Consider the following 15,450-nt stretch of genomic DNA (forward strand, 5'->3'; position numbering starts at 1 on the left):
AAATTATGAGATGCTTTTTAGCGGCTTATAATAATTTTAAGCATATAAGCTCTTCAAGTAACAATATAAATTAAGGGACACTATGAATTGTACAAGTTGTGGTAAAGGGTTACTTAAACCTAGTTTTATTGAAGGTCAATTTCGTTCGCATACATGCACGCACTGTAATGGCCACTGGATACTAATCGAAGACTTTGCAGCTTGGAAAGAGCGTAATCCAAACTTTGCATTTGCTGAGAACATCTCATTCGAAGCCGACGCTACAGACACTAAAAAAGCATTAATTTGCCCGGTATCAGGTGTCATTATGCGGAAATTTCGTATTTCATCATCAACTGACCACCGTATAGATTACAGCGCACCGGTAGGTGGCATCTGGTTAGATGCGGGTGAGTGGGAATTACTAAAAGAAGAAGGCTTAGCTGGTACACTGAACGCAGTAGTAACACAACAATGGCAAAACCAAATTCGCGAGCAAAGTACCAAGCAAAACTTTAGTGACATATATGCTGATAAATTTAGCAATGACACTTATGCAAAAGTAAAAGAACTCAGGAAATGGTTGAATGCACAGCCGCAAAAAGCTGATTTAAGAGCCTATTTATTAGCCGAAGATCCATACTCCGCAGAGAAGTAGTATCTTAATTTAGCAAAATTATACTGCCATTATTAAGATAATATTGGCAGTAAAGTTACCTCAAAGCCCATGTAAGCATTACACCGCGACCAAAAAACACTAAAAAGAAGCGTAACAATGGCGCATAAGAAATTACATTTACCGCAAAAAACCTGCCCCGTTTGCAAGCGTGACTTTACCTGGCGCAAAAAATGGCAACGGGACTGGGACAACGTAATTTATTGCTCAGAGCGGTGTCGGCGAAACGCAAAATAAACCTTGGTGTCAATATTGCAAAACCCTACTTGAGTATCGTGTAAATACCGATTAGCCGGTATAAGCATGAAGAGCTTGCAATGTTATTGCAAACTTTACACAACAAACCCAAGGAGACATTATGACGATTAAAAAATCAGCATCAGCCAATTGGTCTGGGGATATTAAATCAGGTAAAGGATCAATAAGTAGCGAAAGTGGTGCACTTGAGAGCCAGCCATATGGGTTCAACACTCGCTTTGAAGACAAAGCTGGCACTAACCCAGAGGAGCTAGTTGGTGCAGCCCACAGTGCTTGCTTTAGCATGGCGTTATCGCTAGCGTTAGGAGATGCGGGTTTTACTGCTGACGATATAAGCACCAAAGCGACAGTAAGCTTAGATGAAGTAGACGATGGCTTTGCGGTGAGTGAAATTGAATTGGTAGTTAATGCAAAAATTACTGATATTTCCAATGAGCAATTTCAAGCCCTGTGTGAAGACACCAAAAAAGGCTGCCCCATTTCAAAATTACTCAATACCAGCATAAAGCTAACGGCAACACTTAACTAATTTTGTAAACCAATTATACTTTTTGCGTAGCAGTAAGATTATGTTTTAGCATAACCTTACTGCTAATTTTTCATGAATTAAATAAAAACTTTATTATGAGTTATATTAATGTTCGCTAATATAATTATGTAAAATCTCAATACTTTGTTAGGATTACAAGAAACTTAACCACCTTTAAGTGTGGGTTAAATTCAAAGGTGGATGCATGAACGAGAAATCACAAAGTTGCGAAAAAGTATCTTGTAGCAACTGCGCTGATTCTAGCGAACTAGATTTTGACTTTACTATGGCATTTCAGCCTATTATAAATTGCCAGAGCAACACTATTTATGGCTATGAAGCACTGGTTCGTGGTTTAAATAATGAGTCGGCTTATTCTATTATTTCCCAAGTAAACGACGACAACCGCTATACCTTTGACCAACTATGTAGAATTAAAGCCATTGCACTTGCCTCTAAGCTAGGCATAAACACCATGCTAAGCATTAACTTTTTACCCAACGCTATTTATAAGCCTGAGCGCTGTATTCGCACTACCCTAGAAGCGGCTAAAAAGTACAATTTCCCTACAACTAATATTATGTTTGAATTTACTGAAGTTGAAAAAATAGAAGACAGCAGCCACGTTGAGCGGGTTGTAAGCTACTACCAAGAATTAGGCTTTAAAACAGCTACCGATGACTTTGGCTCAGGCTATTCTGGATTAAACTTACTAGCTGACTTTCAAACAGATATTATTAAACTCGATATGGCACTTATACGCGATATCGACAAAGACACAAAACGCCAAACGATTGTGCGTAACTGCTTAAATATGTTTGAAGAACTGAACATAATGGCGTTAGCTGAGGGTATTGAAACAGTTGAAGAGTATCACTGGTTAAAAAGTGTCGGCATTGAATTAATGCAAGGCTACTTGTTTGCAAAACCTGGGTTTGAGTGCTTACCAGACGTTAATTTTCAATAACATTTAGTTGTTATAAAAAAACCGCCATCAAGGCGGTTTTTTAGTTTTTGCTATTGGTTAATTACATGTTTCCCAGCTCTATCATCATTGCGGTGTACATACGTAAATTAAGTGCTAGTTGCTCAAGCGTAATAAATTCATGCTCTGAGTGACCGGTGTAGCGTTTACCTGGCATTGATGGACCAAACGATACGGCATTATCAAATAACTTAGCGTTGGTACCACCACCAATAGAGACAAAATCTGCGTCTTGATCGCCAGTAAAGTGTTTAAAAATATCAAGTAACTTCTGCGCATGGGGCGCGTCATCAAGTAACATGGGTGTACCAATGGTGGTTTTAACATTGGCTAATGTTACTTTATTATCAGCTTGCCATTGAGTAAGCGCACTATTAATTTGCTGTTTTAGTAAGTCAGCCTCTTTACCCATAGGACGACGAGCATTAACCGCTAACGTTAGGTTATTACCGTCTCGTTCAATAACTGTGGGCGCTACCGTCATTGGCCCCATAAAGTCATGTTTATACGCAATATCACCAAACTGTTTACCGTGAATATCTAGGCCAATTAGCTGATTTACAAACTTAATGAGCTGCCCATCGCTGTTGTTTTCAAGCTCAACGGCTTTAAATAGTTCAGCCAAATAAGCAATGGCGTTAACACCTGACTCTGGCTCAGATGAGTGAGCCGACATGCCTTTAACACTAATTAAAGTTCCATCTGTTTGATCATCAAAGGTAAATTCTACTTGCTTAAGAACCTTGGCTGTTTGTTTTAATTGAGCCACCAATTCAGGACTCGCATTATGCAAAGTTAAGCTGGCATCTTCAGGGATTTGGCTAGCAAAGGCACCACCCGTTACATTGCTGACATACACACCTGTTTGTGGTGATGTTGCATCAAATGTTGGCGCAATTAAGCTCCAGCCTTTTTCAGCAACCACTACAGGGTATGAGGCATCAATGGTTATCGCATACTTTGGTTGCTCATAGGTTTTCATAAACTCAGTTAACGGCCCCCAATCAGACTCCTCGGCCAAATAAACCATCAGCTCAATGCGGTTATCAAGGGTTATGCCTTTATCTTTTATGGCTTTCATCGCATATAAAGCGGTGGCTATAGCACCTTTATCGTCTTCGGTACCTCGGCCAACTAATTTACCCGGCTCTGAGGTATCAATAATAAATGGGCTTTGTTTCCATTTGCTGGCGTTTGCAGGTTGTACATCGCCGTGAGTCACTATGGTTACTTTTTCTTTTTGCTCACCCATGCCTATGAGTACGGTATAGCCTAAATCTTGGTAGTCAAAGCCCAGTTCAGCGGCTTTCATTTTTAATAACGCTTTAAAGCCTATAAAGTCGGGGTTTTGTGGTGCGCTGATCTCACTTTTATTAACCGTAGGAAACGATACTAAATTAGTAAGCGTATGCACCTGTGCATTTTGGTAGCTATTAACTGCGTAATCGGCCACGCTTTCACTGTGTTTATTTAATTGTGCATGAGCGCTAAATGCACATAAGGCAATACTTGCTAAAGCGAGCTTGTTCAAAACAGATTCCATTTAATTAACAATAAAGAGCTCTAATTATAACCTCCTTGTAAAGTGACAAACAGCACTTTGCGGCAAACCCACAAGCAAAGCTTATAATTTGTCTAACAGCTTTGAACAAGATGCCTGTATAATGCGCAGCTCAAAATTACGAGGTGAATCATGAATCGCAGAAAAAAGATCATTACAAAATTTAATAACAAAGATAAGCGTGCTAATGCCAAGCTACATAAAAGCAACAAACCGGCTTATGTTTCAAAAGCAGAGCGCGCAAAGCTTGCTGAGCAAGATGCCGAACAAGCAATTGAGCACGAGGCTAACGAGGTAGTGCAAACAAGCGTTTAATCGTTATTGTGATAGGGTGAGAGGCTTAAATTGAGTGTTAAAAAGCTTAAAGTGAGCCAAATAACGAACCGCCACATAGCAAACTACCCCACTTGCCACAATCAGTTCAAACGTTGCTAAATACTGTATTTGTTTAACAAACTGCAAATCAATACCCTCTGCATGCATCCATGCGGCAAGTTTAAATAACGCGGTAGCACCAATGACCATAGGAAAAGTAAACGCAGCGTAACCTGGGCAAAATGGACGGCGCAGTAATTTAAAGAATGCGACGTAAATTATAAAGGTCATCAGTACTGCAATTCCAAATAACAAGCCAATAATAACCGGTGACGGCTCGCTGATAACTGTAAAGTAACCAGCTAACGATAAACTTGCTGGCGCCGCTAAAATAGCCAGTGTAGGTTGTGCAGCATCTGGAATGTGCGCTGCAAAAATGATCCGGTAAATCATCATAGGCAACATAACTGCATACATCAGCATGCCAAAATAAAGCGCCCCTTGTGCTAGAAACAGCAGTGCCGGATTTCCTGAAAACGCCACATCGGCAACAATGATCCCAACAGGCGGAACAAACCAGCTTGGCACCATATGCTCAATTTTAAATTCAATCACGCGATGAGCAATAAAGCTGATTAAAAACAACACATGTAATAAAAATGCACCAACCCAAAGCACATCTCCCGCAAGGGAGTAAAACTGCCCTAAAGAATTAGACACCACTAAAGTAGCCATAGCAAAAGTAGGCACCACACTTCCCACAACCGGATGGGCTAAATCGGCTTTAAGCAGCTGAGGATGCAGTAAAAACTTAAGAGTTAACAATAGCAATAACACGCTCGCAGTAGCGGCACCGGTATATTGTGCTACGCCATTTAGACTAAACATACTCTCCCAAGCCCAACCTAGGCTGGCAATACCTAATGCCAAACCGCCCATTGGTGTTGGTGCACCAGATACTTTTGTTTTTATATGTTTAAACATCTCTATTCCACCCTGTGGTTGTAACTTACAGAGAAGTTTACGCTTGCATTTTGTTAAGTTAAATCTAATTATATAGAACACAGGTTCAGGTAAACTAAACATAGCATAATGAATATTTCACTTAAGCAACTTAAAGTATTTGTCGGCATAACCCAGCACAGCACCCTTACAGCTGCGTCTGAATCACTATTTTTATCTAAAGCGGCGGTTAGTATGGCGCTTAGCGAACTTGAAAAGCAGTTAGGCCATCCGTTATTTGATCGTGTAAATAACCGATTACTATTAAATCAAGAAGGGCAAAAGCTACTGCCCCTTGCTGATGAGCTATTAAATCGGGCAAACACTATCGACACCTTGTTTTTAGACAACGCCCCTGCCAGCGGAACCTTAAAAATTGGTGCCAGCGATACGATTGGTAATCATGTATTACCTGCTTTGTTAAGCAACTTTAGAGCGCAGCAACAGCATTACTCGCAACAAATACTGATTTCCAATTCGGCGCTTATTTGTCAAAAGCTTATAGATTACGAGCTCGATATAGCACTTATTGAGGGCCAAGCCCATCAAGGCGATTTAGTCTCTAATGTGTTTAACCATGACGCCATGTGTATTATTGCGCCAATAAACCACCCACTGACTGCAAAAAAGCAACTTAGCTTCAACGACTTAAATAGTAGTCAATGGGTATTAAGAGAAACTGGTTCAGGCTCGCGTTCCTTCTTTTTACATAGCCTTGCGCCACAAATTAAAAATTGGACGCAAAGCGTAGAGCTCAATACCACTGAAGCGCTTATAAACTGTGTAGCAAATGGCTTGGGGTTAGGATGTTTATCATCACTTGCTGCGCAATATGCCCTAAAAGATGGCCGTGTTACACAGCTTAATTTAAACCACCCCATGCAAAGGCAGTTTTGGTTAGTGATGCATAAAGACAAATACAAAAACCCGCTGTTAAAGCAGTTTATAGAATTTTGTCACAAGCAGTAATGTATGTATTTCGAATGCAAAAAAATAAACATTTGATAAGTAAGTTGTTTTAATTGGTTAAATTCGTTTTAATAAAAGTAGAGTAAACGCAGAACAGTCTATGGGCAGTCTAAAATTGCTAATATAACAAAAACTTACATAATAAAAAGCAGTAACTAACAATACAGATAAAGAGGTTAAATTGCAGCCAAAATCACAAACACTTTTTCATTTTACTAAGAATTTAGAATTCCTAAAAGATATTTTAAAGACTGGCTTTTGGCCAAGGTATTGTTTAGAAGATATGAAATGGTATACCGGTTCTGAATCACAATCAGCATACCCTATAGTATGTTTTTGTGATATTCCCCTATCTAGAGTTGATGAACATGTTAACTTTTATGGCAGATTTGGGATTGGCGTAACAAAGGACTGGGCAAGAAAAAATGGCTTATCTCCAGTATTGTATATCAATGAAAACACAAATCAGCACCTAGCACTTAAAAACCTTTTTGGTCAAAACTTAAAAGGAGCACCCTACTATAAAAACTCTTCGGTTGATATTAATACGATAATGACTCATATAAAACCTACTGAAGGGGTAATGTTCATTAACGAGCAATTCATACAAAAAGAATTTTATCAAGAAAACGAATGGAGATACTCTGTTGTGGGGGATGAAAATATAACTAAAATAAAACCGTTCATTTATGAAAAAGATTATAAAGATAGATATACACTTGAACAGCTTAATGAAAAATCTAAGGTTTCGTACAGTTTAAAAATTTCACCATCCGATATAAAGTATCTTTTTGTTAATTCAGATTCCGATATTCCTGATGTTATTAACTTTATTCAAACTGAGCTTGACCATTATCCTAGCGCAGAGATTAAAATATTAATGTCTAGAGTCATATCATTAGAAACTATAAGTAGAGATATGTAATCTAATATACATCAACCGACTGATTCGATTAATCTGAATAAAATCTTATAGCTTTTACCTGCTTACGCTCTCACTTTAAAACGCGTAACTGATGGCCAAACCAGACACAAAGCGCTCAAAATACATACTGAAAATTTTAGATGGGTGTTTTTTGTTTTATCATTCTGCTAGGATTACCTTTTAATGGAACATTAAATTTGTTAAGGGATATAGCATGGTAAAAATAGATTCAATCAATATCACTCCTCTAGAGCAATCATATCAAGTAGAAGGCAATCTGGAAGCATTTTGGAAAAGTAGACTTGATAAAAAAGATCCAGTAGCCCGTATTGGTTATGCTCTATGGGTATCAGATACGAAGAAACTAAAAAATGAAATAACGAAGGGTGATCCTAAATTTTGGAACTTTAAGGGATTCTCATACTGGGAGTTAATGGCTAGATCCACTGTAGTAAACTTAGCTGTCGGTTTAAATAAAGGAGGTTTCAGAGGTAGTATAAAAGAGACAAGGGAGAAAATAAAAGAAGTTGGAAATGAAGTTGCTAGGTTACATATTCTTTTTGTAAAAAGAGATTACAGGAATAAAACTGGTTCCATACCAGGAAAATTAAGCTTAAGACAAATGGCTGATTATCATAAACTAGCATTTAAGCGCTTTAATATACCTGAACATTTTTATGGAGGTACTTGGCTTGAGTCAGTAGCTGATGAAAAAGAGTTTAAGATATATGGCCATTTATATTGCCATGACTGTGATACAAATACAGGTTATCAAGCACAATGAAAAAAGCAGTTTTAGTCCTAACTTTACTCATGACAGGCTGTAATGAGAATAATTCTGAAACAAAATGGCAAGATAGATGCTTTCCTAATGAGTACCTTTCAGATGCAAGTTTTATTAATTCAAATAAGGGTGACAATGCATTTGATAAGGAATTATCAAAGGCTCCGATTTTGTTCTTCTCAGCTAATTATGTTGTTCAACATATAAAAGAGTTTCAGCCCGTTGACTATCAAAATGATAAAAGCTCATTGAATAACTTTATATCGGTTAACCTGCTGCCTCATCGAAAGCTAGAGCGTAATGTTAATGCTAATTTTTTTGATACATTCTCTGATGCTAAAGATCTGTATATTCCTGTTGAACATGAAAAATATAGTTTCACTTTATATACTAAATCAGAAAATGCTTTTTTGTATTGGGGTAGCTGTGAATATAGCGCGGTGAATAAGTATAGCTGCTTTAGAGATATAGAGTTCGAAAATATGAACATTAGCTATTTAGTTAATCAAGATAATATTTCAATCCATAAAAAGATTGATGACTTTATTATTGAGCATTTAAATAAGTGGCAATGTGAATAATAGCTTTAAATATTATACAAATTCGTTTCAAATCGCTTGATTATTCAATACACGCTCTTAGAAAAATAGTAATAAACTGTCTGATTCGATTAACCAAAAATCGAATCAGACGGCTGATACTAACTTACTATCTCATCTTAAAACGCGTAACTCATGGCTAAATTTATAGAGCGCCCCTGCCCTGCTAATTGATTGAACCCCTGCGACATATCTTGTTTAAATTCTGCAATACTTACACCACCAAGTGGTAATTTATAATACTCATCAAGCAGATTGGTAATATCAACACTTACGGTCAATGCATCCCAACTGGCTTTTGAGCTTAAATTAAGTAAATGGTACTGCTCAGTTTGGTTTTCTAGCCGGTTGCTATCTACGCGAGTTTTACTATCGACCCACTGCCACGTGAGTGCGTTTTCAAAGCGGCCAACTTGCTGGTTAATGGCAAATTGGGTTTGCAGCGGCTTAATTTGATAAAGCGGCTGATTAGTATCATCGCGCTTACCACGGGTGTTGCTAATATTCGCTTTTAATGACCAGTTACCATACTGCTTAGACTCGTGCATTGCTAAAACCGCATCTAGCTTTACACCATAAAGCCTGGCATCTACGTTATTAAACATAAGTACATTACGGGTATTGGCAGCCAGCGCTGTGCGGTTAAAGCTTCTTACTATGTTGGCATCAATATAGTCATTCACGTCGCTCACCCAAGCGTTAGCACTTATACGCCAGCTGTCATCTTTTGCCATGCGGGTGTACGTGCTGCTAAGCGTGTGCGCAGTTTCTGGTTTAAGGCTTATATTACCAATATAGCCGTTGCCATCGCCGTACCATCCAATCATAGTGGTGGCCATATTACCTACGCCCCAGCTGTAGCGTTCGTATAAATTAGGCGCACGATTTTTACGGGCTAAGCCAATTTGTAGTTCGTCGTTATTGCTTAGTTGATAATTAATCAGCACGTTTGCATCAACTAAATTATCTGTTTGTTTTTTGTTTTGGTTATTAAACTTTTTAGCCGCCATTGCATCACTTGGCATCGCCATGGCCATCGCATTCATTGCAGCCATGCCTGCATTATATGCTTGTACATCATCAGTGTTGGTCATTACATTTTCAAATCGAATGCCTGCATTTACCCACCAGCGAGTACTTAGTTGGCTTTCATATTCAGCAAGCACTGCAATACGCTGACGTCGGCCATTATTAATATTGTTATAGTCATTTGGTCCCATCATCATTGAGCCTTCAACTGCAGGCCACCAGTCATCTAATTTCATGTGGTGATACTCTTGCGCGAGTAGTAACTGGCTGTTGTTATCAAGCGCTAGTCGCCATTTTAACTGGGTGCTTATATCTTCGGCGTCGGTTTTCATGGGCATTTTTCCGGGTTTTTCTGCGCTAAAAAACCCCATTTCATGCTTTACGTTATGCCAATTTAACTGCGCTTCAAGCTCACTGTTTGTAAAAGTGCGCTTATACTGGGCCACAGCACCATAGCTGGTGTTATCTGTCATATCCATATATTGATTAGCAAAGCCTTGATAGGGTATTTTTTGATGACTTAGCTTAACCACTAATTGTTGCTTATCATCGCGCATGGCAGCACTTAAACTATGGTTTTGCGCGCGGTATAGGGTATCGAGCACTAAACCGCCGTTACCATCTTCATAACTGTTAGCATCGCTATAAGCACCTTGATAATTAAAACTCAGTACATCGCTGGCAATGCGCATTCCTGCGCCGACCTTTTTGGCGTTATCAAGGGTGTTGTACTGGGCTGACACATAACCTGAATGCCATGCAAGTTCGCTACTTTCACTGTACTGAGGTGAAATAGAATTAACAGCAATCACACCTGCAATATTATCGCCTCCCGCGCTTACTGGAGAAACACCTGCAACCACTTTGTAGCTACTAATTTGATTGGCTGAAATATAAGACAGTGGCGGGTTCATTTGGTTAGCACAGGCGGCGGTGATTTGCGCCCCATCAACCAGTACCGCCACTCTATCGCCCATTAAACCATTTAAAACAGGTAAATTGGCCATACCACCAGCGGCTGAAAAGTCCACTCCTATATCGGTTAATAGCGATTCAGACGAGCCTAATGATAGGTGTTTATTTTGTGCTTGGCCGTGCACTTCAATCACTTCAATTGAGGTGTCATCTGCAAAAGCAACTGGCGATAATACGCTACTTATAACAAGCGCTAAAGGGGATAATAAATAAGAGGTTAAAGAATTTTTTTTATCAGTCATTATTGATTTACCACAAGATTTTTGTGGGTAAATTATACGTGCTGTAGCAATCTAAAAAGCGCGACATATTGTCGCACTTTGTTAATTTTTAACCCTGTTCGTCGTCAAAAATATCTTCTATTTTTAACTCAAACAACCTTGCTGCCTTAAAGGCCAGTGGCAAGCTGGGATCAAACTTACCTTTTTCAATCGCATTAATAGTTTGGCGAGAAACATCTAGCAGCTCGGCCAACCTTGCTTGGGTGTAGTTATGCTCGGCTCTTAATACCTTTAATCGGTTTTTCATTCATCACCTGCACAATAGTGTTTGTTAAGTACATACACGCTAATTAAATACACTGCTCCCATTAAAAACATTAAATCGGGTATCTGTGCTTTAAAATCAATTAAGCCACTCAATTGCAAATTAGTGTACGCAAGCCCACCTACCAATATTGCACCTAGGGTAAACCCCATGGCACTGAGATGTATTTTTTGCATCAGCTCATCCATCCCCTGTAAGTAACGTTTGTTAGCCAAAATCATTACAATGCCGGCTATTACATTTACAACTATAAAAAAGCCGCTAATTATCTCGGCGCGATCCCAAATTAATGTCGGGCCAAAGCTACATAACGCTAAGGTGAGTAACCAAATCAAGGTACATTTAACCAAGTAGCTAGTATTTTTAATTTGGCGTTGTTTTAAATTTAATTCTGTTTTCATTGCTTTAATCCTGTTTCAAAAGTAACGTTTACTTTACAAATATCATTCATACCATACAAAAAGTCAAGTTAACATTACATTTTAATCTAATATATCTTGTTTTTAATGAGCGAGTGGCTTGCAAGCCCATATAAACCAGCCTTTCGTTTGCTTAAGTTAAATTTTATTCATCTTAAACTATGGTTTAGACCATGACGGGAGGAGGCTTTTAATTTAAAATGTCAGTCTCTTTATTCCTCATTCCCATATTCAATTTTAAATAAACGTGTGTGTTGTATTTTTTAAACGTACAGGCGTTTTGTTTGCTATTAAATTTTATTCAATACCTTCAAGGATTTTACATGGCCGTTGATACTACATCGCCGTCGAGTCAGCCCAATAGAGCCGCTATTTTAGTTGTACTTGCGCTAGGCACCTTTATTTTGGGTTTATCTGAATTTTCTATGATGCCTATGTTGCCATTAATTAGTGAAGCATTTGGTAGTACCCCATCACAAAGTGGTTATGCCATTAGTGCTTATGCTCTTGGAGTGGTTGTTGGCGCGCCTATTTTAATGTTGGCAACAGCAAACATGCGTAAACAAAAAGCGCTGTTACTATTTTTAAGTTTAATGTGTATTGCTAATAGCTTAAGCGCCTTAGCTAGCTCATTAGAGCAACTTGTGCTGTTTCGGTTTTTAAGTGGTTTACCCCATGGCGCATATTTTGGCGCAGCCTTGTTATTGGCCTCAGATATAGCGCCTGCTGGAAAGCGTGCTAGCTTTATGTCAAAAGTATTTATGGGGCTGACAGTCGCAACCATTGTAGGCGTACCCGTAGTAACGCTCGTTGGGCAAAATTTGAGTTGGCGTTATTGTTTAGCCGGGGCAGGTGTACTGGCGTTTATTGCCTTTATTTTTGTTTATTACGTGGTACCCAATGTTAAAAATACTCAAAAATCTAATTTACTAAACGAGTTAGGGGTATTAAAAAATAAACTGGTTTGGTCTATTTTGGGTATTGTTATTATTGGTTTTGGTGGCGTATTTTGTATTTATACCTACGTGGCCGACACTATTTTAGATGTGACCCAATCACCCGCCTATACTATTTCAATTGCGATGGTGATGTTTGGTATTGGCTCCACACTCGGTAATTACATACTAGGAAAAGCAGCCGATAAATCGGCAATTAAAACCACGGGACTAACCCTTGCCTCAACTATTATTTTTGCATTTGCGTATGTAAGTGCCAGCTATAATATTTACTTACTTTATCTGGTGATCTTTTTTATTGGCTGTAGCTTAGGGCTTTCTACTTTAGTGCAAACACTGTTAATGGATGTATCGCCCAATGGCCATGCCATGATTGGTGCTCTCGTACAATGTGCTTTTAATATTGCTAATGCAATTGGCCCATGGGTAGGCGGCATTGCTATTGCACAAGGGGCACAACCAAATCAAACCGGGTATGTTGCAGGAGTATTATTTTTGGGCGGGTTATTTATGTGGTGGCTTAGCTTTATACAAATAAACAATAAAAGCGCAAAACAAACGGCTGCAGCGTATTAAGTACAAAAAGAGCCGCGTATAGCGGCTCTTGTTATATTCATTATTTTAATTAATTATACGTCAATCGACGCCATATCAATAACAAAACGGTAGCGCACATCTGAGCGTTCCATGCGCTCATAGGCGGTGTTAATTTCGTCTATGTTGATCATTTCACACTCAGGTAATACATTGTGCTCACCACAAAAATCGAGCATTTGCTGTGTTTCTGCAATACCACCAATCAAGGATCCTGCCACACGACGACGACCCATTAACAATGGCACTGTGTTTAGCTCATCTACAGGGCCTACTTGGCCAACAATCACTAACGTGCCATCAATATCAAGTAGCGGTGTATACAGTGATAGGTCGTGCTTTACCGGTATAGTATCAATGATCACATCAAACGCTGATTGTGCATTTTTCATTTCATCATCGTTGTTCGACACTAAATAGTGCTGTGCACCTAGCTCAATAGCATCCTCTTTTTTAGATTCAGTACGGCCAATAACCGTAACCGTTGCACCCATTGCCACGGCATTTTTAACCGCCATATGGCCAAGCCCACCAAGGCCGACAACTGCAACGCGGCTGCCTTTTTTAACACCCCATTTATGCAGCGGTGAGTAAGTAGTAATGCCAGCACACAATAAAGGCGCAACGCGAGATAGCTCTAAATTTTTAGGTACTGAAAGCACAAATTCTTCACGCACCACTACATGCTTAGAGTAGCCACCTTGAGTCATTTCACCATTTATTCTGTCTTTGCCACTGTAAGTGCCAACCATGCCTTCACGACAAAATTGCTCTTCGTGATTATGACATTGGTCGCAGCTTTGACATGAGTCAACCATACAGCCTACAGCAACGGTATCGCCTTGCTGATATTTAGTAACATCGCTACCAACCGAAATTACTTTACCAACAATTTCGTGCCCTGGTACTAATGGGTATTTACTGCCCCCCCAATCGTTTCGCACTGCATGTAAGTCTGAATGACAGACACCACAATATAAAATCTCTATTGCTACATCGTTATTTCGTAAATCGCGGCGCTCAAAAGAAAACTCTGTAAGTTCAGAACCTTGGCTTTTTGCTGCATATCCGACTGTTTTCATAATAACTCCATAGTTTATTAAAATTTATAACTCACACAGTATGCATTATCAGCTCTGAACATGAACTGACCTAGCAACTGCAAAAAACCCAGCATAATGCTGGGCTATTTTTATCAATTACTGCACCACAACGGCGTTTAACTCGTCAATCAACGTTTTAATACGCTGGGCATTTTTGCCTAAATCGCTTTTACCAATGCGAGATTTACTGCGTATGTCTACCACACGCTTACTGCCTTTGTCGTTAATTCGCACGACAACATCATCTTTAAAGCCAAACCAGGTTGTGGTGTCTGTTGCTTCAACAATGCCATTATTAACATCGCTATTAACCAGTTCCCAACCAAGGTTTTCCATGGCTTTTGTTGTGGCTGCCACTAACTCTAGTTGCGTTTGGTTGTACTCGAGCGATTTTAGTTCTGGGTATGCTTTTCGTTGTTGCGCTGCCGTTTCTTCTCCCGCGTATGCAACAGGATTAGGTGCATCAGCACGCAAAGGCACAACCGCAACAAACTCAGGAGGGTTAATTAAATCGGTAGAAATATCATGAATTGGCGGAACACTTTTTGCTGTATTCATCATGTTAAGCGGCATTGCAATAGCAACTGCTGCAAAAATAACAGTGATCAGTGCACTGGCTAAGCTCACTGTTTTACGCATAAATAGCACTTGAACTAATAATAAGGCTAATGCTGCTCCACCGACATAAACACCTAATCTAAAACCGGCAAAAGCAGTGCCTAGTTCAACGATATTAAATTTATAAAGGGGTCCCGGTAGTACCACCATTAAAAAAGCGATAAGCCCAACTAAGCTCACTAAATATTTCATTGCCTACTCCGTTATTGTTATATGGTTATTGTTTTTTAAACAGCTTTATACTGTTAACACTCCAATTTAGATTACTATGACTGATAAGTATCTATAAAGTCATAATTTATTACCCTTTTAAAGTAGATAACTTGACTCCTTGGTAAAAATCAACAAACTACGTGGGTAAAATTATCAGGGTATTATTATTTATGAAAACAGAGATTAGTTACCGATTTGAGTCATCACAAGTGGCCAATCGCTTTTTACACGAATTAAAAGATTGGCCAGTCAATGACGTAAAAACACGTCTTTTTAATGGCGGCGACAGCGTTAAAGTAAGCTACGAATATGATGAAAGCGGGTTTGATTATACCGTTGCCGAACTTGATGATTTAGCCGAGCAACACGGCGGACAAGAAGTGTCGAGTTAAGATACTAATACCTAAGCTGAATA

The 15,450-nt window shown here is 39.0% G+C and carries 18 protein-coding genes; 11 read left to right on the top strand and 7 right to left on the bottom strand.

The window, feature by feature from the left end; translation table 11 throughout:
- Positions 1 to 82: 82 nt before the first annotated feature.
- From DK924_RS15035 to DK924_RS15050, 4 genes are all read left to right on the top strand, one after another.
- Entirely contained in the window at positions 83 to 637 is a 555-nt protein-coding gene (locus tag DK924_RS15035) for a zf-TFIIB domain-containing protein (RefSeq protein ID WP_109875567.1), read from the top strand.
- A gap of 117 nt (positions 638 to 754) precedes the next feature.
- Positions 755 to 892, top strand: a complete 138-nt coding sequence (locus tag DK924_RS15040; protein ID WP_109875568.1) for a DUF2256 domain-containing protein — start codon at positions 755 to 757, stop codon at positions 890 to 892.
- Between the two features lie 121 nt (positions 893 to 1,013).
- Positions 1,014 to 1,442, top strand: a complete 429-nt coding sequence (locus DK924_RS15045) for an OsmC family protein (protein ID WP_109875569.1) — start codon at positions 1,014 to 1,016, stop codon at positions 1,440 to 1,442.
- A gap of 205 nt (positions 1,443 to 1,647) precedes the next feature.
- A complete protein-coding gene (locus DK924_RS15050) occupies positions 1,648 to 2,409 on the top strand; it encodes an EAL domain-containing protein (protein ID WP_024601923.1) in 762 nt (253 codons plus the stop codon).
- A gap of 61 nt (positions 2,410 to 2,470) precedes the next feature.
- Here DK924_RS15050 and DK924_RS15055 read toward each other — a convergent pair whose 3' ends face one another.
- Positions 2,471 to 3,958 (bottom strand): dipeptidase, encoded by a 1,488-nt coding sequence (locus DK924_RS15055; RefSeq protein ID WP_109875657.1) that lies wholly within the window; start codon positions 3,956 to 3,958, stop codon positions 2,471 to 2,473.
- Between the two features lie 162 nt (positions 3,959 to 4,120).
- Here DK924_RS15055 and DK924_RS15060 point away from each other — a divergent pair, with 162 nt between their 5' ends.
- The gene (locus DK924_RS15060; protein ID WP_055011686.1) at positions 4,121 to 4,303 is read left to right on the top strand and encodes a DUF2986 domain-containing protein; all 183 of its coding nucleotides are present in this window, start codon (positions 4,121 to 4,123) and stop codon (positions 4,301 to 4,303) included.
- 3 nt (positions 4,304 to 4,306) lie between these two features.
- Here DK924_RS15060 and DK924_RS15065 read toward each other — a convergent pair whose 3' ends face one another.
- Positions 4,307 to 5,287 carry a TDT family transporter gene (locus DK924_RS15065; RefSeq protein ID WP_055011685.1) on the bottom strand — a complete coding sequence of 327 codons (981 nt, stop codon included), beginning with the start codon at positions 5,285 to 5,287 and terminating at the stop codon, positions 4,307 to 4,309.
- Positions 5,288 to 5,395: 108 nt separating this feature from the next.
- Here DK924_RS15065 and DK924_RS15070 point away from each other — a divergent pair, with 108 nt between their 5' ends.
- The 4 genes from DK924_RS15070 (at position 5,396) to DK924_RS15085 (ending at position 8,564) form a co-directional block, all read left to right on the top strand.
- Positions 5,396 to 6,274 (top strand): LysR family transcriptional regulator, encoded by an 879-nt coding sequence (locus DK924_RS15070; RefSeq protein WP_109875570.1) that lies wholly within the window; start codon positions 5,396 to 5,398, stop codon positions 6,272 to 6,274.
- Between the two features lie 181 nt (positions 6,275 to 6,455).
- Positions 6,456 to 7,199, top strand: a complete 744-nt coding sequence (locus DK924_RS15075; protein WP_109875571.1) for an abortive infection system antitoxin AbiGi family protein — start codon at positions 6,456 to 6,458, stop codon at positions 7,197 to 7,199.
- Positions 7,200 to 7,413: 214 nt separating this feature from the next.
- On the top strand, positions 7,414 to 7,983 hold the full coding sequence (locus tag DK924_RS15080; RefSeq protein ID WP_258306472.1) for a hypothetical protein: 570 nt from the start codon (positions 7,414 to 7,416) through the stop codon (positions 7,981 to 7,983).
- Entirely contained in the window at positions 7,980 to 8,564 is a 585-nt protein-coding gene (locus DK924_RS15085) for a hypothetical protein (protein ID WP_109875572.1), read from the top strand. The genes DK924_RS15080 and DK924_RS15085 overlap by 4 nt, the downstream gene beginning before the upstream one ends.
- A 137-nt stretch (positions 8,565 to 8,701) precedes the next feature.
- On the opposite strand, the gene DK924_RS15090 is transcribed toward DK924_RS15085, so the two are convergent.
- The 3 genes from DK924_RS15090 to DK924_RS15100 all read right to left on the bottom strand — a co-directional run bounded on the left by DK924_RS15090 (position 8,702) and on the right by DK924_RS15100 (position 11,533).
- Entirely contained in the window at positions 8,702 to 10,828 is a 2,127-nt protein-coding gene (locus tag DK924_RS15090; protein ID WP_109875573.1) for a TonB-dependent siderophore receptor, read from the bottom strand.
- Positions 10,829 to 10,916: 88 nt separating this feature from the next.
- The gene (locus DK924_RS15095) at positions 10,917 to 11,114 is read right to left on the bottom strand and encodes a helix-turn-helix transcriptional regulator (protein WP_008108814.1); all 198 of its coding nucleotides are present in this window, start codon (positions 11,112 to 11,114) and stop codon (positions 10,917 to 10,919) included.
- A complete protein-coding gene (locus DK924_RS15100; RefSeq protein ID WP_010391213.1) occupies positions 11,111 to 11,533 on the bottom strand; it encodes a hypothetical protein in 423 nt (140 codons plus the stop codon). Before DK924_RS15100 ends, DK924_RS15095 begins: the two co-directional genes overlap by 4 nt.
- Positions 11,534 to 11,874: 341 nt before the next feature.
- Between DK924_RS15100 and DK924_RS15105 the strand changes: the two genes are divergently transcribed.
- Positions 11,875 to 13,083 (top strand): MFS transporter, encoded by a 1,209-nt coding sequence (locus DK924_RS15105; protein ID WP_109875574.1) that lies wholly within the window; start codon positions 11,875 to 11,877, stop codon positions 13,081 to 13,083.
- A gap of 53 nt (positions 13,084 to 13,136) precedes the next feature.
- On the opposite strand, the gene DK924_RS15110 is transcribed toward DK924_RS15105, so the two are convergent.
- Together DK924_RS15110 and DK924_RS15115 are read right to left on the bottom strand one after the other, a co-directional pair.
- Complete coding sequence (locus DK924_RS15110) at positions 13,137 to 14,183, bottom strand: NAD(P)-dependent alcohol dehydrogenase (RefSeq protein ID WP_008108622.1); 1,047 nt, start codon at positions 14,181 to 14,183, stop codon at positions 13,137 to 13,139.
- Positions 14,184 to 14,300: 117 nt separating this feature from the next.
- The gene (locus tag DK924_RS15115) at positions 14,301 to 15,014 is read right to left on the bottom strand and encodes a DUF1499 domain-containing protein (RefSeq protein WP_109875575.1); all 714 of its coding nucleotides are present in this window, start codon (positions 15,012 to 15,014) and stop codon (positions 14,301 to 14,303) included.
- Between the two features lie 191 nt (positions 15,015 to 15,205).
- Here DK924_RS15115 and DK924_RS15120 point away from each other — a divergent pair, with 191 nt between their 5' ends.
- Complete coding sequence (locus DK924_RS15120) at positions 15,206 to 15,427, top strand: hypothetical protein (protein WP_008108632.1); 222 nt, start codon at positions 15,206 to 15,208, stop codon at positions 15,425 to 15,427.
- The last annotated feature ends 23 nt before the right edge of the window (positions 15,428 to 15,450 follow it).

Origin of the sequence: Pseudoalteromonas sp. meg-B1 (genome assembly GCF_003173795.1) — a bacterium.
In the GTDB taxonomy this organism is placed as follows: Bacteria; Pseudomonadota; Gammaproteobacteria; order Enterobacterales; family Alteromonadaceae; genus Pseudoalteromonas; species Pseudoalteromonas undina.